The organism is Kitasatospora sp. NPDC058184, assembly GCF_042883725.1.
Taxonomy (GTDB): Bacteria; Actinomycetota; Actinomycetes; order Streptomycetales; family Streptomycetaceae; genus Kitasatospora.
Map to the genome: position 1 here is coordinate 118,856 of NZ_JBHVVE010000015.1, position 26,237 is coordinate 145,092.

21 protein-coding genes are annotated in these 26,237 nt (G+C 74.4%); 10 read left to right on the plus strand and 11 right to left on the minus strand.

The annotated features are described in order from the left end of the window. Positions 1-12: 12 nt before the first annotated feature. Together ACFVXH_RS26645 and ACFVXH_RS26650 are read right to left on the minus strand one after the other, a co-directional pair. The gene (locus ACFVXH_RS26645) at positions 13-1,068 is read right to left on the minus strand and encodes a PIG-L deacetylase family protein (RefSeq protein WP_387827795.1); all 1,056 of its coding nucleotides are present in this window, start codon (positions 1,066-1,068) and stop codon (positions 13-15) included. 552 nt (positions 1,069-1,620) lie between these two features. Then, complete coding sequence (locus tag ACFVXH_RS26650) at positions 1,621-2,337, minus strand: flavodoxin family protein (protein WP_079272196.1); 717 nt, start codon at positions 2,335-2,337, stop codon at positions 1,621-1,623. 271 nt (positions 2,338-2,608) lie between these two features. On the opposite strand from ACFVXH_RS26650, the gene ACFVXH_RS26655 reads away from it, so the two are divergent. After that, positions 2,609-3,634, plus strand: coding sequence for a DUF5937 family protein (locus ACFVXH_RS26655; RefSeq protein ID WP_387827799.1), 1,026 nt, complete (start codon positions 2,609-2,611; stop codon positions 3,632-3,634). A 23-nt stretch (positions 3,635-3,657) separates the two neighbouring features. On the opposite strand, the gene ACFVXH_RS26660 is transcribed toward ACFVXH_RS26655, so the two are convergent. Together ACFVXH_RS26660 and ACFVXH_RS26665 are read right to left on the minus strand one after the other, a co-directional pair. Then, entirely contained in the window at positions 3,658-4,173 is a 516-nt protein-coding gene (locus ACFVXH_RS26660) for a hypothetical protein (RefSeq protein ID WP_387827802.1), read from the minus strand. Positions 4,174-4,280: 107 nt separating this feature from the next. Further along, positions 4,281-5,066 (minus strand): class I SAM-dependent methyltransferase, encoded by a 786-nt coding sequence (locus tag ACFVXH_RS26665; RefSeq protein WP_375872929.1) that lies wholly within the window; start codon positions 5,064-5,066, stop codon positions 4,281-4,283. Between the two features lie 279 nt (positions 5,067-5,345). Between ACFVXH_RS26665 and ACFVXH_RS26670 the strand changes: the two genes are divergently transcribed. From ACFVXH_RS26670 to ACFVXH_RS26695, 6 genes are all read left to right on the plus strand, one after another. Continuing rightward, on the plus strand, positions 5,346-6,014 hold the full coding sequence (locus ACFVXH_RS26670) for a DUF7019 family protein (RefSeq protein WP_387827806.1): 669 nt from the start codon (positions 5,346-5,348) through the stop codon (positions 6,012-6,014). A gap of 14 nt (positions 6,015-6,028) precedes the next feature. Then, positions 6,029-9,622: a WD40 repeat domain-containing serine/threonine protein kinase gene (locus ACFVXH_RS26675; protein WP_387827809.1), complete on the plus strand. Its 3,594-nt coding sequence runs from the start codon at positions 6,029-6,031 to the stop codon at positions 9,620-9,622. A gap of 1 nt (position 9,623) precedes the next feature. After that, positions 9,624-10,916, plus strand: coding sequence for a protein kinase (locus tag ACFVXH_RS26680; RefSeq protein ID WP_387827812.1), 1,293 nt, complete (start codon positions 9,624-9,626; stop codon positions 10,914-10,916). 159 nt (positions 10,917-11,075) lie between these two features. Further along, positions 11,076-12,872: an RNA ligase family protein gene (locus ACFVXH_RS26685; RefSeq protein ID WP_387827815.1), complete on the plus strand. Its 1,797-nt coding sequence runs from the start codon at positions 11,076-11,078 to the stop codon at positions 12,870-12,872. Next, complete coding sequence (locus tag ACFVXH_RS26690; RefSeq protein WP_387827818.1) at positions 12,872-15,709, plus strand: poly(A) polymerase; 2,838 nt, start codon at positions 12,872-12,874, stop codon at positions 15,707-15,709. Before ACFVXH_RS26685 ends, ACFVXH_RS26690 begins: the two co-directional genes overlap by 1 nt. A gap of 191 nt (positions 15,710-15,900) precedes the next feature. Further along, positions 15,901-16,791, plus strand: a complete 891-nt coding sequence (locus ACFVXH_RS26695; protein WP_074002884.1) for a transglutaminase family protein — start codon at positions 15,901-15,903, stop codon at positions 16,789-16,791. Positions 16,792-16,834: 43 nt separating this feature from the next. Here the strand turns inward: ACFVXH_RS26695 and ACFVXH_RS26700 are convergent, their stop codons facing one another. Further along, entirely contained in the window at positions 16,835-17,341 is a 507-nt protein-coding gene (locus ACFVXH_RS26700) for a winged helix-turn-helix domain-containing protein (RefSeq protein WP_049652949.1), read from the minus strand. Between the two features lie 58 nt (positions 17,342-17,399). On the opposite strand from ACFVXH_RS26700, the gene ACFVXH_RS26705 reads away from it, so the two are divergent. Next, a complete protein-coding gene (locus ACFVXH_RS26705) occupies positions 17,400-18,311 on the plus strand; it encodes a S41 family peptidase (RefSeq protein WP_387827822.1) in 912 nt (303 codons plus the stop codon). Between the two features lie 90 nt (positions 18,312-18,401). On the opposite strand, the gene ACFVXH_RS26710 is transcribed toward ACFVXH_RS26705, so the two are convergent. Further along, positions 18,402-18,545, minus strand: coding sequence for a hypothetical protein (locus tag ACFVXH_RS26710; protein ID WP_159028481.1), 144 nt, complete (start codon positions 18,543-18,545; stop codon positions 18,402-18,404). A 10-nt stretch (positions 18,546-18,555) separates the two neighbouring features. Here ACFVXH_RS26710 and ACFVXH_RS26715 point away from each other — a divergent pair, with 10 nt between their 5' ends. Then, positions 18,556-19,227, plus strand: coding sequence for a hypothetical protein (locus ACFVXH_RS26715; RefSeq protein ID WP_387827825.1), 672 nt, complete (start codon positions 18,556-18,558; stop codon positions 19,225-19,227). Positions 19,228-19,443: 216 nt separating this feature from the next. On the opposite strand, the gene ACFVXH_RS26720 is transcribed toward ACFVXH_RS26715, so the two are convergent. From ACFVXH_RS26720 to ACFVXH_RS26730, 3 genes are all read right to left on the minus strand, one after another. Further along, a complete protein-coding gene (locus ACFVXH_RS26720; RefSeq protein ID WP_387827828.1) occupies positions 19,444-20,613 on the minus strand; it encodes a cytochrome P450 in 1,170 nt (389 codons plus the stop codon). 81 nt (positions 20,614-20,694) lie between these two features. Further along, positions 20,695-21,672 carry a pentalenene synthase gene (locus tag ACFVXH_RS26725; protein ID WP_387827831.1) on the minus strand — a complete coding sequence of 326 codons (978 nt, stop codon included), beginning with the start codon at positions 21,670-21,672 and terminating at the stop codon, positions 20,695-20,697. A gap of 136 nt (positions 21,673-21,808) precedes the next feature. Beyond that, positions 21,809-23,167 carry a cytochrome P450 gene (locus tag ACFVXH_RS26730; RefSeq protein WP_387827834.1) on the minus strand — a complete coding sequence of 453 codons (1,359 nt, stop codon included), beginning with the start codon at positions 23,165-23,167 and terminating at the stop codon, positions 21,809-21,811. A 435-nt stretch (positions 23,168-23,602) separates the two neighbouring features. On the opposite strand from ACFVXH_RS26730, the gene ACFVXH_RS26735 reads away from it, so the two are divergent. Further along, the gene (locus tag ACFVXH_RS26735; protein ID WP_387827837.1) at positions 23,603-24,991 is read left to right on the plus strand and encodes a pyridoxal phosphate-dependent decarboxylase family protein; all 1,389 of its coding nucleotides are present in this window, start codon (positions 23,603-23,605) and stop codon (positions 24,989-24,991) included. A gap of 68 nt (positions 24,992-25,059) precedes the next feature. Here the strand turns inward: ACFVXH_RS26735 and ACFVXH_RS26740 are convergent, their stop codons facing one another. After that, the gene (locus ACFVXH_RS26740; protein WP_074002893.1) at positions 25,060-25,563 is read right to left on the minus strand and encodes a DinB family protein; all 504 of its coding nucleotides are present in this window, start codon (positions 25,561-25,563) and stop codon (positions 25,060-25,062) included. An 83-nt stretch (positions 25,564-25,646) separates the two neighbouring features. After that, entirely contained in the window at positions 25,647-26,093 is a 447-nt protein-coding gene (locus ACFVXH_RS26745; protein ID WP_074002894.1) for a hypothetical protein, read from the minus strand. Positions 26,094-26,237 lie beyond the last annotated feature (144 nt).

The window sequence follows — 26,237 nt, forward strand, 5'->3', positions numbered from 1 at the left end:
CCGGCGGCCCCGTCAGGACCACCCCCACTGCGGCTTGGCGCCGTAGGGGCCGTCCTCGAGGCCGATGTCCCCGTACTGGTACTTGTTGTTGGGGAGGGCGAAGACGTACTCGCGCGGGTCGGCCGCTGCGCCCTCCAGCTTCTCCGGGACGCTGTGGTAGCCGAGCGCGTAGAGGTTCTTGGACGGATCCCAGCTGTTGTAGCAGGCGATGGCCTTGAGCTTGGTCTTCATGTGGGCGTCGGGGATGTTCAACACGTAGGCGGCGCCCCTGCTGCGGTCGGGGAGCTCGTGGTCGTAGGCGTAGACGAAGTTGAAGCGCACATCGGTGAGCTTGCCCTCCCTCGCCAGCTGCACGGCCGCGTCGGTGATCGCCTTGTGGGTCGCGCTGACCTCCAGCCAGCCCGCGGTGAACTTGTGCGAGGCGCCCGGGTACTGATCCGCGATGGACGCGATCTTCGACTTGACCGTGCTGGTGAACTTCTTGAAGGCGTCGTCCCCGCCCCACGCGGAGTCGGGGAGCTTGAGGTTGATCACCTTGTCGACGCCGAGGCGGGCCGCCGAGGCCATGAACTCGGCGGTCCGGGCGGGCACGATGACGCTGTCACTGGCGCTCGCAGGTATGGTCGGCCAGTTCAGCCCGTGGTGGCCGTGGGCCACGCACGGATGCCGGCGGTCCTCTGTGGTCATCGGACAGGGATCGGCGTTCATCCGCCTCGCCAGCCCGTCGTTCTCACCCCGTGTCACCAGCACCAGGTACACGGGCCGTCCGGCCGCCTTGTGCTCCAGGATCGACCCGGCCAGACCCAGCGCCTCGTCGTCCTGGTGCGGCGAGTAGAAGATCGCCGGAGCTGACGCGGCCGACGCCCTGCCCCCCGACAGACCGGTACCCAGGAGCGTCGCACCGGCCAGCGCCCCCGCCGTCAGCGCCCGCCGCCGGGACAGGCCCGCCCCTCCGCTGTCCACCATTGCCGCCTCCTGCCGGCCCCACCGGGCCGGCCCGTACCCCGGCCCGCCGTCGCCGGTGGCAGCGGAGGAGTCGAAGCGGTGGAGGAAGTGACGATCGGCCATGGGCAGGCTCCTTGGACAGCGGCCCCACGGGGGCGGCACGGGAAACGGGAGTCAACGGTGACGGCGGACGAGCCACCAGGTCACGCCCCCGACGCTACAGAGCGCCCCCGTCACCCGGCGTCACCCATCGGAACGGGGACCGTACTCCCGCTCCCACCCTCGCCCGGCACCGTGCTCCCGGGACCCACCCCGCCCATCGGCGGGGGTGGCGGCGCACCGAACCGGCTCCACGGCCGCCGGATCCGCTCCGCCGGCCGCCTCGCCCTGCCCGTTCGTGCGGGAGCACGGGAAGCGGCGGGCGCGTGCGGCGTCCGGGGCTCGTTCGGCCACCAGCGGCGGGCCGGCGCCCGGTGCCGGCGCACAGCGCGGGGCTCGTCCTCACGGGGTCGGTGCCGGCCGGAGCACGAAGCCGCAGTTCAAAACATGCGAGGACCAAGCCCGGGTGCGGGTTGCATCGGCTGTGCTGAGGACGTCTTCACGACGGCGAGGGTTCTTCACCCCACGAGGGCATACCCCGCACGCGTTCTGCTCGGCCGAGCCGTGGACGGCCGCTCAGCGGTGCTCGGGGTTCTCGAAGTCGAAGCGGCAGCCGGCGTCCCACTCGGAGCGCTGGTTGCCGTGGGCCGGGATGCCGCCGGCGTCCTTGAGCATGCGGGCCAGGTGGAGCTGGTTCCAGGTCATGAAGGTGGTGTTGCGGTTGGTGAAGTCGTTCTCGGGGCCGCCGGAGCCGGGGTCCAGGTAGGACGGGCCGGGGCCGGCCTCCCCCACCCAGCCGGCGTCGGCCTGGGGCGGGATGGTGTAGCCGAGGTGCTGGAGGCTGTAGAGGACGTTCATCGCGCAGTGCTTGGCGCCGTCCTCGTTGCCGGTGATCAGGCAGCCGCCGACCCGGCCGTAGTAGGCGTACTGGCCTTCGGAGTTGAGGATCGAGGAGCAGGCGTAGAGCCGCTCGATGACCTTCTTCATGACGGAGGAGTTGTCGCCGAGCCAGACCGGCCCCGCCAGGGTGAGGATGTCGGCGGCCATCACCTGGGAGTAGATGACGGGCCACTCGTCGGTCTCCCAGCCGTGTTCCGTCATGTCCGGCCAGACGCCCGTCGCGATGTCGATGTCCACCGCCCGCAGGACGTCGACCGCGACACCCTGGCGTTCCAGGATGCCGGTGCTGACGTCGATCAGTCCCTGGGTGTGGCTGCGCTCCGGGGAGCGCTTCAGGGTGCAGTTGATCACCAGGGCGCGCAGGTCGGCGTAGGACGTCGTCGGGTCCGGCACGGATTCCTCCTCCAGGGGCGGCGGGAGGCCGGTCGGGCCGCGGACTCCCGGTACAGCTCAGCAGTCCGGCCTCCTGGGCGCTCGCGGAACTGGGCCGGTCGCCTGACGGCACAGCACCTGATCAAACCGTTCGGGGCCGGCGGCCCGGTCCCGATTCCGGCCCGTCCCCCTACTGGCCCGCGTGCCCGCCCTCGACGAGGATGGCCGTCGAGCGTAGGAGGACGGCAGCACCGGCGGAGGCGCCGGTCGGGCTTGGGGAGAGGGCGACGACGTGCCGTTACGCATCCACTTCACCATGGAGGACCTCGCGCGGACCCGCGTCGCCGACGGACCGGCGCCCTGCATCGAGCTGAGCACCGCGGCGCGGCAGCTGCAGGAGCGCACCCAGCCGGTCCGGCTCGGGGCCTGGCGCCACCGCACCCTGTCCGCCCTGCAGCCCGCCTCGCGCATGGTCCTCGCCCTCATGCCCTCGCGCGGGCGGATCACCGACTTCCTGAGCGGCGCGAACGCCGCGACGCCCGCCGAACTGATCGAACAGGTCCGTGCCACGCCCCGCAGCCGCGTACGGGCCAGCCTGGAGAACACAGCCCGGCACCAGCCCCTGCCCTCGTGGGCCCGCCGGCTGCCCGACGACCCGCTGCTGCTGCGGCAGTTGTGCGACAGCCTGGAACACGTGGCCGGCCATGCCCTCGTCCCGCACTGGCGGGAGGTCGAGGCCCTGACGGCGGCCGACGCGGCGGTGCGGTCCCGCCAGCTGCTCGGCGGCGGCGTCGAGGCGCTGCTCGCGCGCCTCAACCCGCGGCGGGTCCGCTGGCGGGCGCCCGTGCTGGAGATCGCGACGGTCTCCGGTCTGGACGCCGACGTGCACCTGGCCGGGCAGGGGATGCTGCTCCAGCCGTCGGTGTTCGCCGTCGAGGCCCCGATCGTCAACCTCGACGCGGTGCCGCAGCCGGTCCTCACCTATCCGGTGGCCCGGCTCCAGGAGGGTGCGGCCATGCCGCTGTTCCCGGCCCTCCCGTCCGGCGGCCGTCGGGAGTCGCCGCCGGCGGTCGGCGCCGTCGGATCCCTGCTGGGCCACACCCGGGCGGCGGTGCTCGGCGCCGTCGCCAATCACCCGGGCTGCTCGACCCGGCAGCTCACCGCGCTCGTCGGCATCTCCATGGCCAGCGCCAGCGAGCACGCCACGACGCTGCGCAACGCGGGCCTGATCGCCACCCACCGGGACCGCCAGACGGCCGCCCACGTCGCCACCCCGACGGGCATCGCGGTGCTCGACGCGCCCTCCGGACGGCCCTGAGCGGCCCACTACCACCCCACCGGTCAGTCGGCGCCGGACCGATGCACGGCGTCCTCCCAGAGGTCCAGCCCGGCTCGCAGGAGTTCCCGTACGGCCGCGGTCTCCTCGTCCGTCAGGGCTTCCTCGTCGGCGGCCGGTTCGAGGGTGTCGCCGCCGAAGACCTTCTCGTAGGCGCGGTCGTGGACCGGCCCCTGGGAGGGAAGGGGCGGGCCGGCCGTCACGCTGTGGGCGAGGTCTTCGAAGAAGTTCCACGCCTCCAGCAGCAGTCCCGCCGGCACCGGGCCGGGGCCGGGGCCGGGCTCGGGGTGCTCGACCCACCGCCGTACGGCGGCCAGGTCGAGCGTGCCCTCGCCCTCCCAGACGAGCTCCCGGCCGTTGCGATCACAGTGGTCCCGCAGCGTCTCGATGTCCCGGAAGACGAGGAGTCCTCCGAGGTCGTCGACGAGGAGCTCATCGGGTGCGTCGCCCTCGCCGGGCCGCCAGATCACCGTCAGGTCCCCGCTCCTGGTCGCGATGCGGTACGGATAGTGGTCGGCCATGCGGGTCTCCCGTGGTGTCGCGGCGGCACCCGCCGCGCGGGTCGTTCTGCCCGCAGTGATCGTCACACACGAGGGCTGCCGGGAGGGGGCGAGGGCCGGGGAGCGACTCAGGCCCGGTCGGCCCGGCGGATGACGAGCATGTCCTGGGTGTGGCCGATGCCGTAGCCGCCGCCGGGAAGGGCGAAGTGCTCCTGGACGTAGGCGGCCAGGGCCGCGCGGGAGGGGCGGGGGTCGAGGGTGGCCAGGTCGGCGACGTTGACCATGAACTCGGCGACGTCCACCGCCTCGGCGAGGTCGGGCGCCCGGTAGTGGAGGTCGAGGGTTTCGAGGGCGTAGTCGTGCTCCGGGTGCCGCTCGTGCAGGCGGTCGGCGAGCGGGGCGAGGTCGTAGCGGACGCCGGTGAAGTGCGCGGCCATCCGCATGCACGGGCTCTCCGGGTTCTGGAGCACGACCAGGAGGGTGCCGCCGGGGGCCGTCCAGTCCAGGGCGCGGCTGACGGTGCCGAACCAGTCCGCCTCGGGCACGTAGTAGAGCACGTGGGAGAGGTGGACGAGGTCGGCCTGCTCGGGCGGGTGGACCCGGTCGAGCGGTTCCGGGAGGACGAGGGCGTCGGGGCAGGCCACGCCCAGCTTCTCGCGCATCGCGGCGCTGGGTTCCACCGCGATCGTGCGGTCGAAGGAGCGGCTCAGGTGGGCGGTGGTGCGGCCGTCGCCCGCGCCGAGGTCGAGCAGGACCCGGCGGTGCGGCAGGGTGGCCACGATCTCGCTCAGCCGGGCGTGGGTGATCGGCTTCTCGTCCGTCCCGGCCAGGAACAGTTCGAACGCCCGGCGGTAGTCGGCGCTCGTCACGTCCAGGACCCGGACCGGGTCCGCGTCCCTCGTCGTCGTCTCCACCTGTCGGCCTCCCCTGTTGACGGTGTGCCAGGTGGCGCCCATTGCACCCCGGGGCGGCGGCGCGGGGGTGCAGGGACGTTCCTGCCCGCGTGTCGGCCACACCTCCGCGACCGAGGACCCCGTCGGACAACCTGCTGTCCGGCAAGGTCAACTTCACTGCCGTCAGCAGGCGTTGGCGATCGCGAGGCACCCACGACCCGCCCGCCCTGACTCACCGGGCGGCCTCGAGGTTTCTCGGCGAAAGCCGTGACCGGCGGGACGGTGACGGGATACCCTCATATGGTGACGGTGCGCTATTACCTGTACATCAGCGACGCCAAGATCGACATGCTGCTCTCCCAGGTCGACCCCGCCTTCGGCCGCCGGAGCACCACCGAAGCAGGCCTGAGCGTCAGGCTGTTCAACATCAAGCGGAGCGTCGAGACGCCCGCGCCGGACCGGACCGCCAAGCTGGAGCGCGTCCTGCGCCACCTGGAGGAGACCGACCAGATCGGATCGGTGGACGAACCGGGGCCGTACTTCCGCGGCAGTCTGCCCATGCAGTGGGGCACCCTCCACGGCGGCGGCGACGGCTCGCTGGTGTACTTCGGCGGCCGAACCGACCGGACGGTCCTCGGCCTCGGCGGCGCCGTCGGCCACGTGCTCGGCACGACCGCACCGCAGGCCCAGGTGTTCGCCCCCTCCTCGGGGCCGACCCTCCTGGCCGGTCTGGCCTCGGCCTTCGCCCCCGAAGGCACCGAAGACAGCGAATGCACCGAAGCCCCTGGCGAGGAGGCCTCCCTGGCCGCGGTGCACACCGCCGGGCGGCTGCTGCGCGGCCCGCGGCAGACCGTCGAGTTCGTCGCCCGCCGCCTGCTGACCGGGCCCAGTCCCTACCCCGAACTCGACGCCGGGCCCGACATGCGGGTGCTACTCGGCAGCCCCCTGTACGTGGCACTGGCCGACTGACGATGCGGCGCACGATGCCCCCCGCCTGGCGGCCCGGCGACGTGGTCCTCGACCTCTACGAGGTGCTCGACGACGTGCGCAGCGGCGGCATGGGGGTCGTCCAGCGGGTCCGGCACCGCGGCTGGAACGTCGACCTCGCGGTCAAGACGCCCCGCCCGGGCCTCGTCGCCTCCGAAGCGGGCCGGCTCCGGTTCGAGGCCGAGGCCGGTACCTGGGTGGGCCTGGGCCTCCACCCGCACACCGTGAACTGCGCCTACGTCCGCACCGTCGACGGGCTGCCGCGGGTGTTCGCCGAGTGGGTCGACGGCGGCAGCCTCGCCGAGGCGGTGGCCGACGGCCGCCTCTACGAGGGCAGTCGGGAAGCCGCCCTCGCACGCGTGCTGGACGTCGCCGTCCAGACCGCGTGGGGGCTCCAGCACGCCCACGACAGCGGCCTGGTCCACCAGGACGTCAAGCCCGCCAACGTCATGCTCGAACCCGACGGAACCGCCAAGGTCACCGACTTCGGACTGGCCCGGGCCCGTGCGGCGGGCCCCGACGGCGCACCCGCCGCCGGCGCACCCCTCGCCGGGGCAGCCGTCACCTTCGGCGGCATGACCCCCGCCTACTGCTCCCCCGAACAGGCGCTCGCCGCCCTGGGCCGCCGGGCCGTCCGGCTGACGCCCGCGACGGACGTGTGGTCCTGGGCGCTGACGGTGCTGGAGATGTTCACCGGCCACCGGCCGACCCGGTACGGCCAGATCGCCGACGCCGTGTTCGAGGAACTGCTGGCGACCGGACGGCTCGACCCCCGACTGCCGCCCGTACCCCCCGCGGTCGTGGCGCTGCTGCGCCGGTGCTTCACGACCGACCCGACGACGCGGCCCGCCCGGCCGGCGGACGCCGCCGACGTCCTGATCGGCGTCCACCGCGACCTCACGGGCATGCCGTACCCGCGCCCGGCCCCGGAGCCGGCCGCGCTGCTGGCCGACGGACTCTCCAACCAGGCGCTGTCCCTGCTCGACCTCGGACGCACGGAGGAGGCCGAGGCACGGTGGCGGGAGGCGATGACGGCCGACCCCCACCACCTCGTCGCGGCCTTCAACTTCGGCCTGCACCGCTGGCGTTGTGCGCGCAAGACCGACCTGGACCTCGTCGCCGAGCTGGAGGTCGCCCGCCGGGCCGGTGGCGACGACGCCCTGGGCGCGCGGCTGCTCGGGCTCGTCCACCTGGAGCGCGGCGACCGCGAGCGCGCCGCCGAACTGCTGCGCCCCTCGGCCCCGGGGGAACCGGAACCGGCCGAGATCTCCGAGGCACTGGCGGAGCTCGCCCGCGACCCGGGGACGCGCCCGGCGGTCCTCGCCGGCCACCCGGCCGGGGTGGCCGCACTGGCGGTGTCGGCCGACGGCGGTCTGGTGCTGTCCGGCGACCACCGGGGTGGGCTGCGGCTGTGGGAGACGGGCAGCGGCCGCTGCCTGCGCGAGCTGACGCCGGAGGGCGAGGGGCCGGGCGTCGTGTCCGTCGCCACGGACGCCGCAGGACGGATCGGCCTGGTGGGCCGCGGGCAGGGTCCGCCGGAGGCGTGGGACCTCACCCGCGGCCGGCGGCTCCCCCTCCCGGCGGGCCCGACCGCCGGTCCCGTCGCGGCGGTCGCGCTCAGCGCCGACGGGACGGTCGCCGCCACCGGGCACGACGACGGCACCCTGTGGTTCCGGCGCCTGGACACCCCCTGGCTCCTGGGCCCGGTGCAGAGCCGGGCGGAGCGGTTGACCGCACTCGGACTCAGCGACGACGGCGAGTTCGCCGTGACGGCCGGCGACCTGCGCGACGACAAGCTCCGCGGCTGGCTGGTGTCCACCGGGGTGTGCGGGGCGGTCTTCACCGAGCCGCGCGCCAAGCCCCACCACTCGGCCTGGGGCGGCTTCGTGCGAGGGGCCGCCGTGGCCCCGGGGGCGATGTACGCCGTGCAGGTGTGGGCCGGGCCGATGGTGCTGTGGGACGTGCGGGCGAACCGGATCGCCGCCCAGGTGCGCCACGCGCTGACGGACGTCTCGGCGCTCGCCCTCACCCCGGACGGCTCGCTGGCCGTCGTCGGAGGCGGCCAGCCGCTGCAGGTCGTGCAGACGGCAACCGGCCGCTGCCTGCGCACCGTCGACGACGGCACGTCGCAGCACACGCGGGTCCTCGCGGTGAGCGCCGACGGCCGCTACGCCGTGCTGCCCCTGTTCGGCGACGGCCGGATCAGCGTGCTGCCCCTGCCCGTCCCCGGCTACCGCGCGCCGTGGGCGTACGCCAGGCCCCGGGCCGCCGGTGAACTGTCCGACCACGCCGGGCGGTTCAGGGCGGCGATGCGCGAGGGCGAACGGCTCCTGCGGGAGGGCCGCCACGCGCGGTCGGCGGACGCCCTGCGCGCCGCGCGGGCGGTGCCGGGCCACGAGCGGCACCCCGAACTGCTGCACGCGTGGAACGCCCTGGGCCGGCACGGGCGCACCACGGGCCTGCGCGGCGCCTGGCAGACGTTCGACTTCACCGTGCGCCTCGCGAGGCCCGCGGCGACGGCGTTCGCCGGGGACACCAGCTGGTTCCTCGCCGCGGTGCTGTACGACCGGTTCGTGCTGTGCGACGCCGCCAACGCCCGCCGCCACCGGGTGGTCGCCTCGGATGCCGGGGCCGGCCAGGCCCTCCTGCTGACCCACGACGGCGCCAGGGCCGTCCTCCACGGCGGCGGGGAGGCCGCGCTGTTCGACCTCCGGGACGAGCGGACCGTCACGCTGCTGCCCGACGGCGTCGAGGCCGTGGCGCTGGCCGACGCCGGCCCGTGGCTGCTGACCGGCGACGACGGCGGAAGGCTCTGCCGCTGGGACATCGCGGACCTGCCGGACCGCGGTGGCCGCCCCGGGCCCGCCTTCCGCTTCCCCGCCCACCGGGGACCGGTGGCCACGGTGGCGATCAGCCCCGACGGCCGGTACGGGGCCTCGACCGCCTCCGTCGACGCCCGGGACGGCGGCGGGGACGGCAGCCGACCGGGCTCCGATCGAGGCGAACTCTGCGGATGGGACCTCGCCTCGGGCGAGCGCCTCTGGCGGCATGCCGGGCGCCCCGTCCGGGCGGGCTTCCGCTTCGCCCCGGACGGCCGGACCCTGCTGGAGCACGACCACCTCGGCGTGCACGGCTACGACGCCGCGAGCGGCCGTCGGATCTACTCGCTCGACGGCCTCTACAACTCCCACCACCTGGCGATCTCCGCGGACGGCCGGCACTCCGTGGCCGCCGGGTACGGAAGGCTGGCCGTGTTCGACACAGCCACCGGCCGGGTGCTCCGGGAGTTCCGCGACCCCGGCCTCGTCAACGCGCTGAAACTGACCTCCGACGGCCGGTTCGCGCTCGTGGGCCTCACCGACCAGGAGGTGCACGTGTGGGACCTGGACCGGGAGCGGAGGCTGCGCGTCCTGGGCGGACACCAGGGCCCGGTCTTCGGCCTCGCCCTCAGCGCCGACGACCGCTACCTGCTGGCGTCCGGACTCGACTCCGTCCGCTGCTGGGAGCTCGACTGGGACCACACCTGGGAACCGGACCCGGCGCCGGGTGCGGGCGGCGGCCCGGGCGCCGCGCCGCGGCGGGAGCGTTGACATGCCGTTCTCCGTCACCCTGACCCTCCGCGGCTCGCCGGCGGCGGCCCGCGTCTTCGGCCGCCGCACCACCTGCCTGGTCGGCCGGGCGGCCGAGTGCGGGATCCGGCTGGCCCCGACCGAGACCCGGACCTCCCGCCACCACTGCGTACTCGACGTCGACCCCCCGCACCTGCGGGTGCGGGACCTCGGCAGCCGCAACGGCACCTACGTCAACGGCGAGCGACTGCGGCCGGGGCCGCCCGGGCGGCACCTGTCCGACGGCGACGAGATCCGCGTCGGGCGCGCGGTCCTGCGCGTCGCCGTCCACGCGGCGGAGCCCATGGCCGGCGACCCGGGCCCGGACGCGGACGCCCGCACGCCGGACCCCGTCGAGGCACTGCACGTGCTGCTCGACGCGGCCGGGGCCGGGGCGCCGGAGCTCACCGGCATCCGCGGCTACCAGGTGCTCCAGGAACTCGGCCGCGGCGGGCAGGGCGTCGTCCACCTCGCCCGTCACGAGGAGACCGGCGAACTCCTCGCCCTCAAGACCCTGTCGGCGCACGGCGCCGTCGACCCCTCGGCCCGCGAAGGCTTCCTGCGCGAGTTCGCCTGCACCCGCGCGCTGCGCCACCCGAACATCGTCGCCTTCCACGGTGCCGGCGCCCACGGCAGCACCTTCTACTTCACCTGCGAGTTCTGCCGTCTGGGCAGCGTCGCCGACCTCGTGGCCCGGTCCGGCGGCCGGCTGGATGTCGACCGCGCGGTGGGCATCACCCTCCAGGTGCTCCGCGGACTGCACTACGCCCACACCGCGCAGGTTCCGGTCCGGCACGCCGACGGGTCCTCGGCCCTCTATCGCGGGCTGGTGCACCGCGACATCAAACCGCAGAACCTCCTGCTCACCGGGACGCGGGAGAACCCGGCCGTGAAGGTCGCCGACTTCGGCCTGTCCAAGGCGTTCGACAGCGCCGGCCTCTCCGGCCACACCCTCACCGGTGCTCTGGGCGGCAGCCCGGCCTTCATGCCGCGCGGCCAGGTGCTCGACTTCAAGTACGCGCTGCCCGAGGTCGACCTCTGGGCCACGACCGCCTGTCTGTACTGGATGCTCACCGGCTCGCCACCGCGCGACTTCCCCTCGGACGCCGATCCGGTCACCGTCGTCCTGCACCGGCCGCCCGTACCCGTGCGCGACCGACTGCCCACGCTGCCGCCCCGGCTCGCGGCGGCCATCGACACCGCCCTCGTCGACGAACCCGGAATCGCCCCCACCACCGCGGCCGACCTGGCGGAGGTGTTCCGCCGGGCGCTCTGAGCCGCGCGGACTGTTCGCCGACCGCGGTGACGACGACGGCAAGTACCGTCGCGTCCTGCTCCGCCGCGCACCCACTCCGAAGCTCGGTAAATCGGTGGCCCGGCGTCCGTGGCGGCTCCTACAGTGTCCGCCTGATCAAGAACGCCCAGGGAGCCGGACATGCGTGTGCACTACCCCCGGACGCCGCATCTGCCCTGGTCACCGGGCGCCGCGGCGGACGACGTACGGACCGGGGACCTGTCCGCGCTGGCCGGCGCCGAGGTCGTCGTCACCGAGAAGCTCGACGGCGAGAACACCACGCTCTACCGCGACGGCCTGCACGCCCGCTCGCTGGACTCCGCCCACCACCCCTCCCGCGCCTGGGTGAAGGGCCTCCAGAGCCGGATCGCCCCGCGCATCCCGGACGGCTGGCGGATCTGCGGCGAGAACCTGTTCGCCCAGCACTCGATCCCGTACACCGACCTGGAGAGCTGGTTCTACGGCTTCTCGGTCTGGACGGGCGGCACCGACGGCGGGGACCTCGACGGCGACCACTGCCTGGACTGGGACGACACCGTCCGCTTCCTGCGCCGCCTCGGCGTGCCCGTCCCCCGGGTGCTGTGGCGCGGCCGCTACGACGAACGGGCCCTGCGCGCCCTGCGGTTGGACCTCGACCGGCAGGAGGGGTACGTGGTGCGGACGGTCCGGGGCTTCTCCCGGGCCGAGTTCGGCGAGCGGGTCGCCAAGTGGGTCCGTCCGCGGCACGTGCGTACCGACACCCACTGGATGCACGCCGCGGTGGTGGAGAACGGGCTCGCCCCGGGCTCCGCGCTCTGGGCCGTGCGCTCCGGTGCGCTGCCCGAGCCCGCCGCCCTCGCAGCGGCCTTGGGCATACCCGAACTCTCCTGCTCCCCCGATGAGTTGGCCGAGGTGTCGGCCCGGCTGGACGAGCTGGGCCGGGGCGGGGACGCCCGGCTGGCCGGCGTGCTCGCCACCGCGCTGCGCACCGCCCGCCGCCAGTCGCTGGCACCGCTGCTGGCCGGGCCGCTCGGGCTGCCGCTGGCCCGGCGGGTCGCCGACCTGGTCGGGCTGCACCCCGCCCTCCAGCACCCGTACCCGGACGAGGAGCGCCGCGCCGGGCTGGTCCGGCTCTCGGCGGCCGCCGACCTCGGAGTGCTGCACGCCGTCGCGGCGACCGCCGCCCCCGGACGGGCGGAGCGCGAGCAGGTCGCCTGGTCGGCGCTGTACGCCGAGGACGCCGGGCTGCTCACCGAGGCTCCGCTCGCCCGGCTGCGGGCCGAGCTGCGGACGGCGCTGGCCGGTCTGGACCGCGACGCCGCCGACCGCTGCTGGGCCCAGGCCCGCGAGGCGTACGCCCTCGGCCGGATCGCCACCGCCGAGGAGGCCGTCGCGGCCACCTGGCGCTGGCGCGACGGCCGGTTCCCCCGGCTGGTCCACCTGTGCGGCCCCTCCGGCAGCGGCAAGAGCAGCTTCGCCGCCGGGCTCACCGGCGTGACCGCCCGGATCAGCCTGGACGACCTGCGCGCCGCCCGGGGCTCGCGCGCCGACCAGCGCGACAACGCCGATGTGCTGCGCGAGGGCCTGGCCCGACTGGACGCCGCCCTGGCCGCCGCACCGGCCCCCGGCCCTGGAGAATCCACCGGTGACCCTGCGGGATCCACCGGCGCCACCGCCGTCTGGGACGCCACCTCGCTCAACCGCCAGCAGCGCTCCCACGTCCACGCCGTCGCCCAGCGCCGCGACGCCCTGGTCACCCAGGTGGTGCTGGTGGTCGGCGAGGAGGAGCTGCTGCGCCGCAACGCCGTCCGCCCGCACCCCGTGCCCGACCAGGTGCTCACCGCGCAGCTGCACCGCTTCGGCCCGCCCTACCCCGGCCAGGCGCACCGCACCTGGTACGTCGGCCCCGGTGGCACCGTGGAGGACACCGCGGGCACGCTCGACGAACAGGAGGACTGATGCGCCCCATCGAACAGATCTGCCAGCGCATCCGCTGGGACGCCCGCTTCGACCCGGCGCGGTTCTCCCTGGGCGTGCGCCACCGCGACGACCGCACCGAGCGCGTCCCGCTGGAGGCCTTCACCGCCTCCGGCGAGATCCCCTGGCACCGGGTGCACTGGGTCGAGGCGGACGGCGTACGGGTCTGGGACCGCGCCTCGGGCGTGGACCTGCTCGACCGCACCGAGGCCGGGCGCCGCACCGACCCGCCGCTCCTGCCCGCGCCCTTCTTCACCGCGACCACCCCGTACGCCTGGCACCCGGACGGCGGCTGGCGGCCGGCCCGGACCGGCGAGACCACCGAGACCGCCGAGGGCACCCCGACGACCACCGGCCTGCGCGTGGTCACCTGGAACACCCTGTGGGACCGCTACGACGCCGACCGGATCGCCACCGCCCGGCGCCGCCCGCTGCTGCTCGCCGCGCTGGCGGCCGCCGACGCCGACGTCATCGCCCTCCAGGAGGTCGAGCCGGAGCTGATCGCCCTGCTGTTGACAGCGCCCTGGGTCCGCGCCGGGTACACCCTCGGCGCCGACCCGCTCGGGCCGGAGGTCGACGACCACGGCCTGCTGCTGCTCAGCCGGCTGCCGGTGCTGGCGGCCGGGCGGCACGCGCTGGGCCCGCACAAGGCCGTCACGGCCCTCGCGGTACGGACCTCCGGCGCTCCGCTGACCGTCGCCGCAGTCCACCTCAGCAGCGACCACTCCCCGGACGGCGCCGACCGCCGCCGCTCCGAACTCGCCCGGCTCGCCGAGGGATTGGCGGGCGTGGAGGGCGAGCTGCTGCTGCTCGGGGACTTCAACGACGGCCGCTCCGGCCCGGCCGGCCCGGCCGCCGCGCTCGGCCTGCGGGACGCCTGGGCCGAGGTGCACGGGCCGGGCGACGACACCCCCACCTTCGACCCGACGGCCAACCCGCTCGCCGCGGTCTCCTCGCTGACCGGCCGACCGGGCCGGCTGGACCGCGTCCTGCACCGCACCGACGGCACCCGCGCCACCGCGGCCGTCCTGCTCGGCGACCGCCCGGACGAGGACGGGCTCCTGCCCTCCGACCACTACGGCGTGGCCGTCGACCTCCTCCTCGAAAGCGGCGACGGCGACGGAGCCGCGGCCCTCGACGCCGCGCCCACCGCCCGCACCGCCGTCGCCTGGCTGCCGCCCGAGGAGCTCTGGCCGCCGATCCAGCGCCTGCGCGAGGCGTACGACCCGCAGGTGCGCCGCTGGCCCCCGCACGTCAACCTGCTGTTCGGCTTCGTCCCGGAGGCCGAGTTCGACCGCGCCCTGCCGCTGCTGGGCGCGGCCGCCGCCGAGGTGGCGCCGTTCACCGCCCGGCTGGAGGGCGTGCACACCTTCGGGCACCGCGAGGACGCCACCGTCTGGCTGGACCCGGCCGCCGCCTCCGCCGCACCCTGGTCGGCGCTGCGGCACGCGCTGGAACGGCGCTTCCCGCGCTGCCGCGGCCGGGCCGAGGGCTTCACCCCGCACCTGAGCCTCGGGCGCAGCGCCGACCCGCAGCGGGTGGCCGCCGACTGCGCGGCCCGGCTGACCGGGGCCTCGGCCCGGGTCGGCGAGCTGGTGGTGCTCTCCCGCCGGGGCACCGAGCCGATGCGGCCGCGCGCCGTGGTCTCGCTGGGGACCGGCGAGGTTCGGCCGGTGCCCGAGCAGCCGCTCGCCTCACCGGCCCCGGAGCCGCCCGAACATGCTTCAGCAGCAACGGAGTTGGCCCGCCGGATCGCGGCGGCCCTGCCCGAGGGCGTGGTGCACACCGTCGGCTCCCGACGGCTCGGCTGCCAGTTGGACGGAGGCGACCTGGACCTGGTGGTGGCGCTGCCCGGCGCCGCCGATCTGCCCGCCGTCCGCGCCCGGGTGGCGGCCGCGCTGCCGGAGGCCCGGCGGCTGCGCGAGGTGCGCGGTGCCCGGGTGCCGGGGCTCCGGCTGACCGCCGACGGCCTGTCGGTCGACCTCGTGGTGGTCTTCACCGGCGCTCTCGATCCGACCCAAGCCGTAGACCGCCGTACGGAGTTGGGCGAGGCGGAGGCCGTCGCGCTGAGCGCCGTCACGGACGCCGAGGCGGTCCTGGCGGCGCTCGGCGACCGCCACGCCCGCTTCGTCCGGCTGGCCCGCCAGGTCAAGGCCTGGGCGCGGGCGCGCGGCCTGGACTCGGCACCCTTCGGCCAACTGCCCTCGCTCGCCTGGTCGGTGCTGGCCGCCCGGACGGTCCTGGAGGCGCCCGACGGCCCCGAGGACGACCTCTTCCAGCGCTTCACCGAGACCTGGGCGGGCTGGGACTGGCGCCGGCCCGTCGCCCTCACGGGTGGTCCGACGCCGCCCTCCTCGGGCCCGCTCACCGTCCTCACCCCCTCCGCCCCGGTCCGCAGCTGCACCACCCAGGTCAGCGCCGACACCCGCGACCTGCTCACCGAGGAGCTCTACCGCGCCTGGGAACTCACCACCGAGGCCGCCGAACCCCCGTGGCCCGCCCTGCTCGCCGCTCCCCCGCTGCACCGCCGGCACGCCGCCTGGGCCGTGGTCAGCGCCGACGAGGAGTCGCTCGGCCTCGCCCGGGGCCGCGTCCGCGCCCTGCTGGCCGCCCTGGAGGACGCCGGGGCCACCCGGCTGCACGCCTGGCCCCACCCGTACCGGACCGCCGACGGCCGCTTCCACCTCCCGATCGGCCTCGGCCCCGCCCCGCTCTCCGCCGCCCGTCTCGCCCCGCTCGCCAAGGCCTGGTCCCGGAACCTGTCCGGCGTCCGGGTCGAGCACGTCGACGGCGGCGGCGCTCCCACCCCGACCCGCTGAACCATCCCTCCCGCCTGGACCACCCCTCCTGCCTGGACCACCCCCACCTGCTGGACCGAGCCGACCACCCCGATGGGCCGAACCACCCCTGCCCATCGGTCTCTTCTGGACAATCGCCCCCGAAATTTGCCACGGTGAGGACCAGCGGCCCAGTCATCGATCATGCGGCCGAAGCCCCATGGGAGTTCCCCGTGCCCTCCGCCGACTTCCCCGCCTTCTACCTCGGGCAGAGCACCTTCTCCGACCCCGGCGCCCACCTCCCCCGCTACGCCGACCTCCCCAAGGATCCGCGCCGCCTCGCCCGGATCGCCCGCGACCTGATCATCCACCGCCTCGAAGGCTGGCTGTTCCACCACCCCATTCCGGCGAACCGGCTCCACCACGACGCCGAGACCCGCTACCTCGACGACATCCTGCACCTGATCACCGACCGCGACCCGGCCCCGCTCAACCACCCGCGCGCGCCCGCCGACCGCTTCGTCGGCGTCTGCCGGGACCTGGCGCTGCTGCTCTGCTCCTTCCTCCGCCACGTCGGCGTGCCGGCCCGGTTGCGCTGCGGCTTCGCCGGCTACCTCGGCCCGGACGGCTTCCACTGCGACCACGTGGCCACCGAGTACTGGGACGACCGGCGCGGCTGGCTGCTCGCCGACCCTCAGCTGGCCGACCCGAAGGTCGCCGCCGCCTGGCGGGTGGACTTCGACCCGATGGACGTCCCGCGCGACCGCTTCCTGGTCGCCGGCCGGGCCTGGCGCACGATCCGCGCCGACAGGTCCACCGCCGGCTCCTTCGGCGTCCACCCGCCCGAGGAGGGCCCGCTCAACGGCGAGTGGTTCGTCGCCCACTCCACCCGGCTCGACCTCGCGGCCCTGAACAAGGTCGAGACCCTCCTCTGGGACACCTGGGGCACCGGCTCCACCAACACCCCCCACGCCCCGTACGACGAGGTCGCCCACCTGACCGTCGGCCCGGTCGACCTCCCCGCCGTCCGCCGGCTCTTCTCCGAGCACGACGCGCTGCGCACCCCGAAGACCGTCCTGTCCCTGGCCCCCTTCAACGGCCCCCGCGAGGTCACCCTGCGCTGACGGCCCCGGCCCCCTCGCCCCCTCCTGGCCGAGCAGGCCGCCCCTACGCCCCGGCCTGCTGGTAGAGCGTCACCAGCAGGCCGTACACCGGCTCGCCCTCCGCGTCCTCCTCCGTCTCGTCGACCAGTCCGGCCAGCGCCTCGACGAGCCGCGCCGCCTTGGCCGGGCTGAGTCGGAGGTGGCGCAGCGCCAGGAGGTGGTCGACGGGCGAGCGGTCCAACTCCTGGGCGACGGCGCCGAACAGCGCGGCCGTACCCTCGACCTGCGGCTCGGCGACGAAGAAGCGATCGGCGGTCCGCCGGTAGTACTTCTCGGTGCCGCCGCGCACCCGTCGCGTTCCCGCGTCCTGGACCAGCCCCGCCTCGCCCAGCACCCTGAGGTGGTGCGAGACGCTGCCCTTGTTCGCCCCGAGCTGCGCGGCGAGCCGGCTGATCGTCGACGGACGGCTGCTCAGGGCGAAGAGCAGGCGTTGGCGCAGGGGGTGGGCGAGCGCGGCGTGCTGCAGCGGCGCGCTGATCTGCTGGACGGTCTCGTCCGGTCGGTGACTCATCTGATCAAGCGTTAAGTACGGTTGACGCTTTGGCAAGTCGCTGGTCTACTGCCTCTCCATGACCTCCACCACAACGCCGTCCGCCCTGGACACCGTCACCCTCGTCGAGTCGATAGCCGACCTGGTCCGTGAGAACTACGTCTTCCCCGACGTCGCCGGGCAGCTGGCGGACCTGCTGAGGGGCCGGAGCGCCGAGGGCGCCTACCGGACCGAATCCGCCGAGGAGCTGTCCGAAGCGGTCACCGCGGACCTGCGGTCCGTCAACGGCGACCTGCACCTGGGCCTCAAGTACCACGCCGTGCCGGTGCCGCCGGAGCCGGGCGCGGCGGTACTCGCCATGGTGCGCAGGGAGTTCGACACCTTCCTGAACGGCGTTCCCCGCGTGGAACTCCTCGACCACGGCGTCGCGGTCCTGGAGATCGGCCCCAAGCTGTTCCCGCTGGACTGGGCGGCACCGCCGCTGACCGCGGCGCTCTCCCTGGTGGCCCCCGCCCGCGCCCTCATCCTGGACCTGCGCCGCAACACCGGCGGCGACCCGAACACGGTCGCCTTCGTCTGCGCCTACCTGCTCGACGGCCGCACCCACCTGAACACCATGTTCTCGCGGAAGGACGAGGTGGGCGCGCAGTCCTGGACGCCCCCGTTCGTCCCCGGCGCCCGCTTCGGCGGCACCAAGCCGATCTACGTGCTGACGAGCGCGGACACCTTCTCCGGGGGCGAGGAACTCGCCTACGACCTGCAGCAGCTCGGCCGCGCCGAGGTCGTCGGGGAGGTCACCCGCGGCGGCGCCCACCCGCGCGAGGGCTTTACGGTGCACCCGCACCTGGAGCTCAGCGTGCCCTTCGCCCGCGCGGTCAACCCGGTCTCGGGCACCAACTGGGAGGGCGTCGGCGTCCAGCCCGACGTCCCCTGCGACGCCGACGCGGCACTCGACCGCGCCCTGGCCCTGGCCGCGACGCGCCTGGCGTAGGGCCTGTCCTCGGACTCGCCTCTGCGGGACGAGGCCGGGGCATGGTCGAGACGGCGAAGGAGTCCGGGGCCCCGATGACCGCGGCCCCGTTCACCTGACGGGCTCGCGGTTGATGCTCAGCAGGGCCTGGACCAGGCCGCCGGGCACCCGGCCGGTGAGCACCGGGACCCGGGCGACGGCCCCGCGGCGGCGGTCCAGGCAACCTGCGGCAGTGATGTCGCTGTCACTTGGCATGATGCCCGGCATGGTGAGAACACAGCGCATCAAGGGCTTCTCCGCGACCGGCCGGCTGATCTCCACGCCGACCACCAAGTTCGGCGGCCAGCCCGTGTGGCTGGCCGGCCCGCAGTGGCCGATCAGCGCGGCATGGGACCGGCCGATGCGGTTCGTCGGTCAGATCGAGCTGGGCCCGGTGATCGGAGCGGCCGGCGACGGAAAGGTCGCCTACGTGTTCGTCACCCACGCCGATCACGAGGAGCACTTCTTCGACCCCGACATCATCGACCCCGACGGCGGCGAGAACGCGGTGATCGTGCAGCCGGGCGGCGGCTATGCCGGCCCGGTGCGCCCACTGCTGACCGGCCCCGGGCTGTACGGAGTCGACGGGTCGGAGGTGGAGTTCACCGTCGACCTCCGCCCCGCCGACGAGCCCGATTCCATGACGGACGGGGAACTCGACTCCCTGCCCTCCGCCGACCGGGACCGCTGCATCGAGCTGATGGACGGCGACAAGATCGGCGGAACACCGCTGTTCTTCCAGGGCGACGAGTGGCCGGAGGGCGGCCCTTGGCGGCTGCTGCTGCAGCTGGACTCGAACTGGGTGCCGTTCCAGCTCAATCTCGGCTCGTCGCCGAGGTTGTTCGCCTTCGTGTCCGAGGACGGCGCCCAGGGCAGGCTGCTCGTCCAGGACTCCTGACCTGATCAGGCTCCTGGAAGCCCGTACCCGCCTGCCTGGCCCTCCTCAAGGCCGAACGCGGCGAGGTCCTCGCCTCCCCCGCCGTCCGCCGCGCGGAGCTCCCCCGCGCCGAACTCCCCCGCGTGGCCTCCGGCTGAACCCCCAGCACCGGGCTCGGCCGCCCGCCCGCCAGACACCGCCGACCCGTCACCAGGTGACCGGGAGCGCCTCGACGCCTTAGACCGTCGACCCCTCGCGGAAGCGGAGCCCGGCCTCGGGAACGGCGAGGCGCAGGGTCGGGAAGCGCCGCAGCAGGGCCGGCAGGGCCACCTTCAGTTCCAGCCGGGCCAGCTGCTGGCCGAGGCACTGGTGGGCGCCGAAGCCGAAGGCCAGCTGGGCGACCGGACGGCGGCGCAGGTCGAGGTCGTCCGGTCGTTCGGGGACGAGCTCGGGGTCGCGGTTCGCGGTCAGCGGGGAGAGCAGGACGTGCTCGCCCTCCGCGATCCGGTGGCCGTTGACCTCGACGTCGGCCACGGCGGTGCGCAGGAGCGGTGCGGGGATGGCGAGATGGCGCAGCAGTTCCTCCACCGCCGTGCCGGTGACCGCGGGGTCGTCGCGCAGGGCGGCGAGCTGGTCGGGGTGGCGGAGCAGCGCCAGCACGCTCAGGGCGAGCTGGGTCGCGGTGGTCTCGTGGCCCCCGACCAGGAGGGTGGTGCCGAAGCCGATGAGCTCCTCGTCGGTGAGCTCCGCGCCGTGCTGCCGCACCACCGCGCCCAGCACGGCGCCCCCGGGGGCGGCCCGGTTGCGGGCGACGATGTCCGCCATGGCGGCGTTCAACTCGTCGGAGGCGGCGACCAGTTGGCCCGCGTCGGCGGTCCCGTCCATGATCACCTGGGAGCAGCGCTGGAACATCGTCCTGGTCCCGTACGGGACGTCGAGCAGTTCGCAGATCGCCGCCGAGGGGATCGGCAGGGCGAAGGCCTCGACCAGGTCGACGACCGGCCCCTGCTCCGCCATGGCGTCGAGGTGCTCGGCGACGATCGCCTCGATCGCGGGCCGCAGCCGCTCGACCTGACGGACGGTGAAGCTGCCGGTGAGCATCCGGCGCAGCCGGGCGTGCTCCGGGCCGCTGTACGCGGGCAGGAAGCCCGGGTGGTTGAACAGGGTGCGCGGCAGTGCCGGGTCGATGCCGTTGCCCGTCACCAGGCGCTCCTCCGCGAAGGCGGCCCGGACGTCGCCGTACCGGGTGATGACGACGGCGTCGATCTCGCCGCGGACCGGATGGGTCACGCGCAGCCGCGGCAGGCCGTCCTCCTCGCGCATCCGGCGGAGGTCCGGCGACGGGTCGAACGGGCAGGTCCGGTCCCGTTCGGAGGCGACGAAGGACGCCGAGCGGTGATCGGGCATGGTGCGGGCTCCTCAGCTGGATCGGTCCGGGGGCGCGGTCGCGCGACGGGAGTCGTGCGACAAAAGACGGGAAGCGTCGGCCTAGCCGTGGTACCGGGTGGAGGCGTGGTGCCAGTCGTGGGCGCCGCGGATGGTGGTCTGCAGCGCCTCGGTGCAGTAGCGCCGCAGCAGGTCGCGTTCGGCCGGGGTGAGGTGGTCCGCCGCCGTGCCGGCGAGCAGGGCCCGGTGGGCGCCGGTGAACAGTTCCAGGGCTTCGGCGCGGCGGCGCAGGGCCCGGTCGAGCGCCTCCGGCCGGGAGAGCCCGTGCTCCCGTTCCAGGCAGAGCACCAGGTTGTTCCGCTCCCCCTGGGCCGCGTCCTTCTCCAGGGAGACGATGTCGTTGTCGCAGATGATGAAGGTCTTCGTCATCTCGCGCATGACGGACAGGTGCGGCAGCGCGTACAGGTGGTCCGGCAGGACGCAGGAGGACAGCCGCTCGGCGAGGTCGACGACCGGTGCCACCCCGATGGTGTGGCGCCGGACCCGCAGGTAGGTGCTGAGCGGCATGGGCGCACCGGACTGCCGGCTGCGCGCCTCGTGGACGTGGTGGTCGAGGTACGAGGACCAGTGGGCCGCCGAGCGCCGGATCCAGTCCTCCGGCATGCCGTGGCAGCTGCGCCGCCGCATGTCGGCGAAGGCGGCGGCCAGCGGCAGCGGGGACGCCTGCCCGGTGACGCCCTCCTGGACGAGTCCGACGAGGTGGCGGACCCGCTCGGGCGTGCCGCCCCACTGTTCGTCGAGCGCGTCGTCGAACAGGAAGTACCAGCTCTGCTGGTCGACGCCGATGTCCAGTTCGGCCCCGGTCGCGTTCGGGTAGAACATGGCCGCGATCAGCGGGAACTGACCCTTGAGGTGGTGGTCCCGCTCCGCGTCCGTGGCCAGGAAGCCGAAGGACCGCGGCCAGTGGAGGTGGCGGTCGTGGGCGGCCCGGAAGTCCGGGCTGGTCCGGCTCGGGAAGGGGAGCGGGTCGGGGGCCGGGGCCTGCGGGCCCGGGGAGAGGGTCTCCGCCGTGGCTGTCATGGTGAGGTGCACCTCCGGGAACGGGAACAGGAACGGGGCCGGGTCAGGGTCGGGGCAGTGCGGAACGAAGCCGTACGGAACGGAGCCGAGCGCAACCGGGCCGTACGAAATCGGAGCCGTACGGAACGGGGCTGGTTCAGTCGCCCGGCCAGGGTGAGACGCGCATGGGCAGCGCGTTGGGCCGGATCAGCGCGTGGGCCACCGGCCGGACCCGACGGCCCGCCACCGGTCGCGGCCGCCACCGGGAGACGACCGCGCGCAGGACGACCAGCATCTCGGTCATCGCGAAGTGGTCCCCGATGCACCTCCGGTTGCCCAGGGCGAACGGGACGTAGGCGCCCGGCGGCAGGTCCTTCTCGGGGCGGTCGAGCCACCGGTCCGGGTGGAACCGCAGCGGGTCCGGATAGTGGGCCGGGTCCCGGTGCATCGTCAGCGCGCTGTAGATCAGCTCGGCCCCCTGCGGGAGGTCGACCCCGCAGACCCGCACGGGCTCCAGGGCGCGTCGCATCAGCAGCCAGCTGGGCTGGTGCAGCCGGAGCACCTCGCGGAGGAACCGCTCGGTGAACGGGAGCGTCGCCGCGCCGGGCGGGGCGCCGGCGGGCAGGGCGTCGCACTCCGCCTTGATCCGCGCGGTGAGTTCGGGGCGCCGTCCGATCTCGTGGAGCGCCCAGGCCAGGGTGGTGGCCGTGGTCTCGGCGCCGGCCATGAGCAGGGACAGCAGTTCGTCGCGGGCCTCCACGTCGGTCATCCCCCGCGGGTTGCCCGGGGTGCCGGCGAACATGATCGACAGCAGGTCGCCGCGGTCGGCCGGGTCCTGGCGGGCCTGCCGGACGGCGGTATCCGCGAGTTCGCGCAGCGCCGTGGCCGCGGCCAGGTACCGGCGGTGCCCCAGTGCGGGTGAGGAGGCGAGGGGAGCGGGAAGCAGAGTGCCGACGAGGACCCCGCGCATCACCGTGTTCAGGTGCTCGGCGACGCGCTCCCCCAGTTCGGCGACGGCCCGGGCCCCGTCCGGGCGTTCGGTGCTGAACAGGGTGGCCACGAGCATGGCCGTGACCGTCCGCCGCAGCACCACGTCCATGGCGATCACCTCGCCGGGGCGCCAGGAGGACACCTGTTCCTCGGCGATGCCGGTCATCGTGGCGACGCCGCCGGCGATGGTGTCCCGGCGGAACGCGGGCTGGAGCGCGCGCCGTTGACGGAGGTGGACGTCGTACTCGGAGGTGATGATGCCGTTGCCGATGAAAGGCCGTGCGACGTCGAACAGCAGGCCTTTGCCGAACTTCCGGCTCTGCGTCAGGAGAACCTCGTGGACGGCCTCGGGCGAGTTCAGGACGAACACCGGCCGATTGCCCAGGAATATCCTGACGATGCCGCCCTGCGCCCGGATCGACTGGAGGAACTCCACGCGTTTGACGGCGAGTTGCGGCAGGTGACCGAGCAGTGGAACCCGCCCCCGCGCCACGGGCGCCGCCGTGGAAGCGCTGATGGAACGCACGGCCCCGCACCTCCCTGAAGTCTCGGACCGGAAATCAGCCCAGTATTGGAACGTTCATTCGCTCGCGGTGCACGGTGATCATCGTCCGACGGATCGGGAGAGGTCAAGGGACCGGCTGGAATTGCACCACCGGGGTGATTTTGAGCCGCACGGCGTGAATTCCCCCACCGCCCGCACATTCCGGCCTCGGGGAACACCACCCGGTCGCTCAGAGGAGGACGCCGCCGGAGACCTCGACGCGCTGGGCCGTCATCCAGCGCAGGCCCTCCGACGCCAGCGTGGACCTGTGCTCCGGCCTGACCTCCATCGGCCACCGCTGTACCGATGTTCCCCGAAGCCGCGTTCCAGGCCACCAGGACCGGATTGGACCGGGACGCCGTCCGCCCCGGCGGCTAGCCTCGGCCGCACCGCACAGTCGATCAACGGAGAGCCCCCATGCACCCCGAACTCGCCGCCGACCTCGGCCGGTTGCCCGAAATCCTGGAGGAGACCCGGCAGCACGCGCTCGCCTTCCTGGCGGGCCTCGACGAGCGGCCCGTGGTCGAGCGGGCCGGGCCGCCCGCCGTCGCCCCGCTCACCGAGGAGGGCGGCGGGACGCGCGCCGCTCTCACGGAGTTCGCGGAGCGCTGGGAGCCCCGGCTTTCGGCGAGCGCCGGGCCGCGCTACTTCGGGTTCGTGACCGGCGGGGCGACGCCGGCGGCGCTCGCGGGCGACTGGCTGACCTCGGCCGTGGACCAGAACTCCAACTCCTCGCTGGACCCGGCCGGTCAGCAGCTGGAGCGGGAGACGGTCGGCTGGCTGGGCGAGCTGTTCGGGCTCTCGGCAGCGCACCGCGGCACCTTCGTGAGCGGCGCGACGATGTCGAACACGGTGGGGCTGGCGATCGCCCGCGAATGGCTGGGCGAGCGGCTCGGTGTGGACGTCGCCGAGGACGGGGTCGGCGCGCTGGGGCCGGTCCGGGTGCTGTCGGGCAGTGCGCACTCCAGCGTCGCCAAGGCGCTGTCGGTGCTCGGCCTGGGCCGTACGGCGCTGCGGACGGTGCCCGTCCTGCCGGGCCGGGAGGCGGTGGACGTGGCCGCGCTGGAGCGGGTGCTGGCCGAGGCCCCGGGGCCGTGTGTGGTGGTGGCCAACGCCGGGACGGTCAACACCGTCGACTTCGACGACCTGCGCGCGATCGCGGCGCTGCGCGAACGGTACGGGTTCTGGCTGCACGTGGACGCCGCGTTCGGCGCCTTCGCCGCGCTGTCCCCGGAGCACGCGGAGCTGGTCGCGGGGCTGGACCTCGCCGACTCGGTCTGCGTCGACCTGCACAAGTGGCTCAACGTGCCGTACGACAGCGCCGTGCAGTTCACCCGCCGCCCGGACCTCCAGGCGCGGGTCTTCCAGAACGCCGCCGCCTACCTCGGCCCGCTGAGCGAGCACCCGGACCTCGTCCACCTCACGCCCGAGAACTCCCACCGGCTGCGCGCCCTCGCCGCCTGGTTCACCCTGCGGGCGTACGGCCGTGCCGGGCACCGGGAGATCGTGGAGCGCTGCGTCGCCGGCGCCCGGGCGCTCGGCGCGGAGGTGGCGCGGATCGACGGACTGGAGCTGCTCGCCCCGGTCCGGCTGAACGTCGTCTGCTTCTCGCTGACGGCGGACCCGACCCCGGAGCGGCTGGCCGCGCTCGCCGCCGAGCTGGCCGACGAGGCCTTCCTGACGCCCACCCGCTACGCGGGACGGCCCGCCCTGCGCGCGGCGTTCAGCAACTGGCGCACCACCGGGGCGGACGTCCGACGGACGGCGGAGGCCCTGGACCGGGCCGTCCGGAAGCTGACGGCCTGAGCGGACGCACCGGTCGGAACCGGCACCGGCCAGTGTCAGTTCCGGCCGGTACCGGCTCCGGGTCGGCCTCAGCTCCGCTTGTGGTCCCCCGTCCCGCCGTCGATCAGCTCGCGCAGGATGTCCATGTGCCCGGCGTGCCGCGCCGTCTCCGTGGTCATGTGGATCAGCACCCAGCGCAACGAGACGGAGTTGCCGAACCAGGAGGTGCCGAGGTCGTCCAGCGCGAGCTCCCCGATCGTCTCGTCGGCGTCGGCCCTGGCCCGGGCGTAGAACGCCAGGACGTCCGCCGTCGACTCGCCGGGATCCACCCGCATGTCGGAGTCGTCATCGGCCTCGATGTCGAACGGCAGCGGGCCCATCTCCCGGCCGAACGTCCCCCGGAACCAGCCGAGTTCGGCACCGCCGAGGTGCTTCACCATCCCCAGCAGGTTGGTCCCGGAGGGCGTCATCGGACGACGCAGCTGCTCGTCGTCCAGCCCCTCCAGCTTCCACAGCACGGCCTCGCGGTGCCGGTCCAGCGCCGCCCGGAGGCTTTCCTTCTCCCCACCCGTGAAGGGCACACGATTGCTCATGCGCGGGACCGTACCAGCCGCCACCGACACAACCGCGGGGGTGGCGGGACAGCCCTACGGCCACTGCCCCCAGCCGTCCGGGCTCACGGGTGCGCCCCGTCCCCGTACACGCCGCCCGCCTCGTCGGTGAGCTCCGCGATGAGCTCCGCGTGCGCGAGGTTCATGTACCGCAGCGGGCGCCAGCGGGAGCGGTGGTCGGGGTGGTCGCCGAACATCTCCGCCGTCACGCACAGCCGCCTCCACCACAGCATGGCGTCCTGGCGCATCCGCTGCGTCCAGCCGGGCTCGTCCTTGCGGCCCTCCAGGACCACCTCCTCCCAGGCCACCAGGACGTCCGAGAGGAAGATGCAGTCGCTGGCGGTGACCTCCGCCAGTCGCGCGGCGGCCAACCGGGCGCTGGTGCCCTCGGGTTGGGCCTCGACCAGCTCACTCATGCGGGCGGCCAGGAAGGCCCGCAGCGGGGAGACGTCGTCGGTGTGGAGGTCGTCGGCGAACTCCAGCAGTTCCACCTGCTTGCGTACCCGTGCCATCGTGCGGCGTTTCCCCTCGGCTCGGACGGTGCACGCACACTGACGCACCGTCACCGTTCTCGCCACCGACCTTATCGGCTCGCACCGGACACCACGGCCGATTTCCGAACATCCCGTACCGACTCGCCGGCCCGTGCCACCATG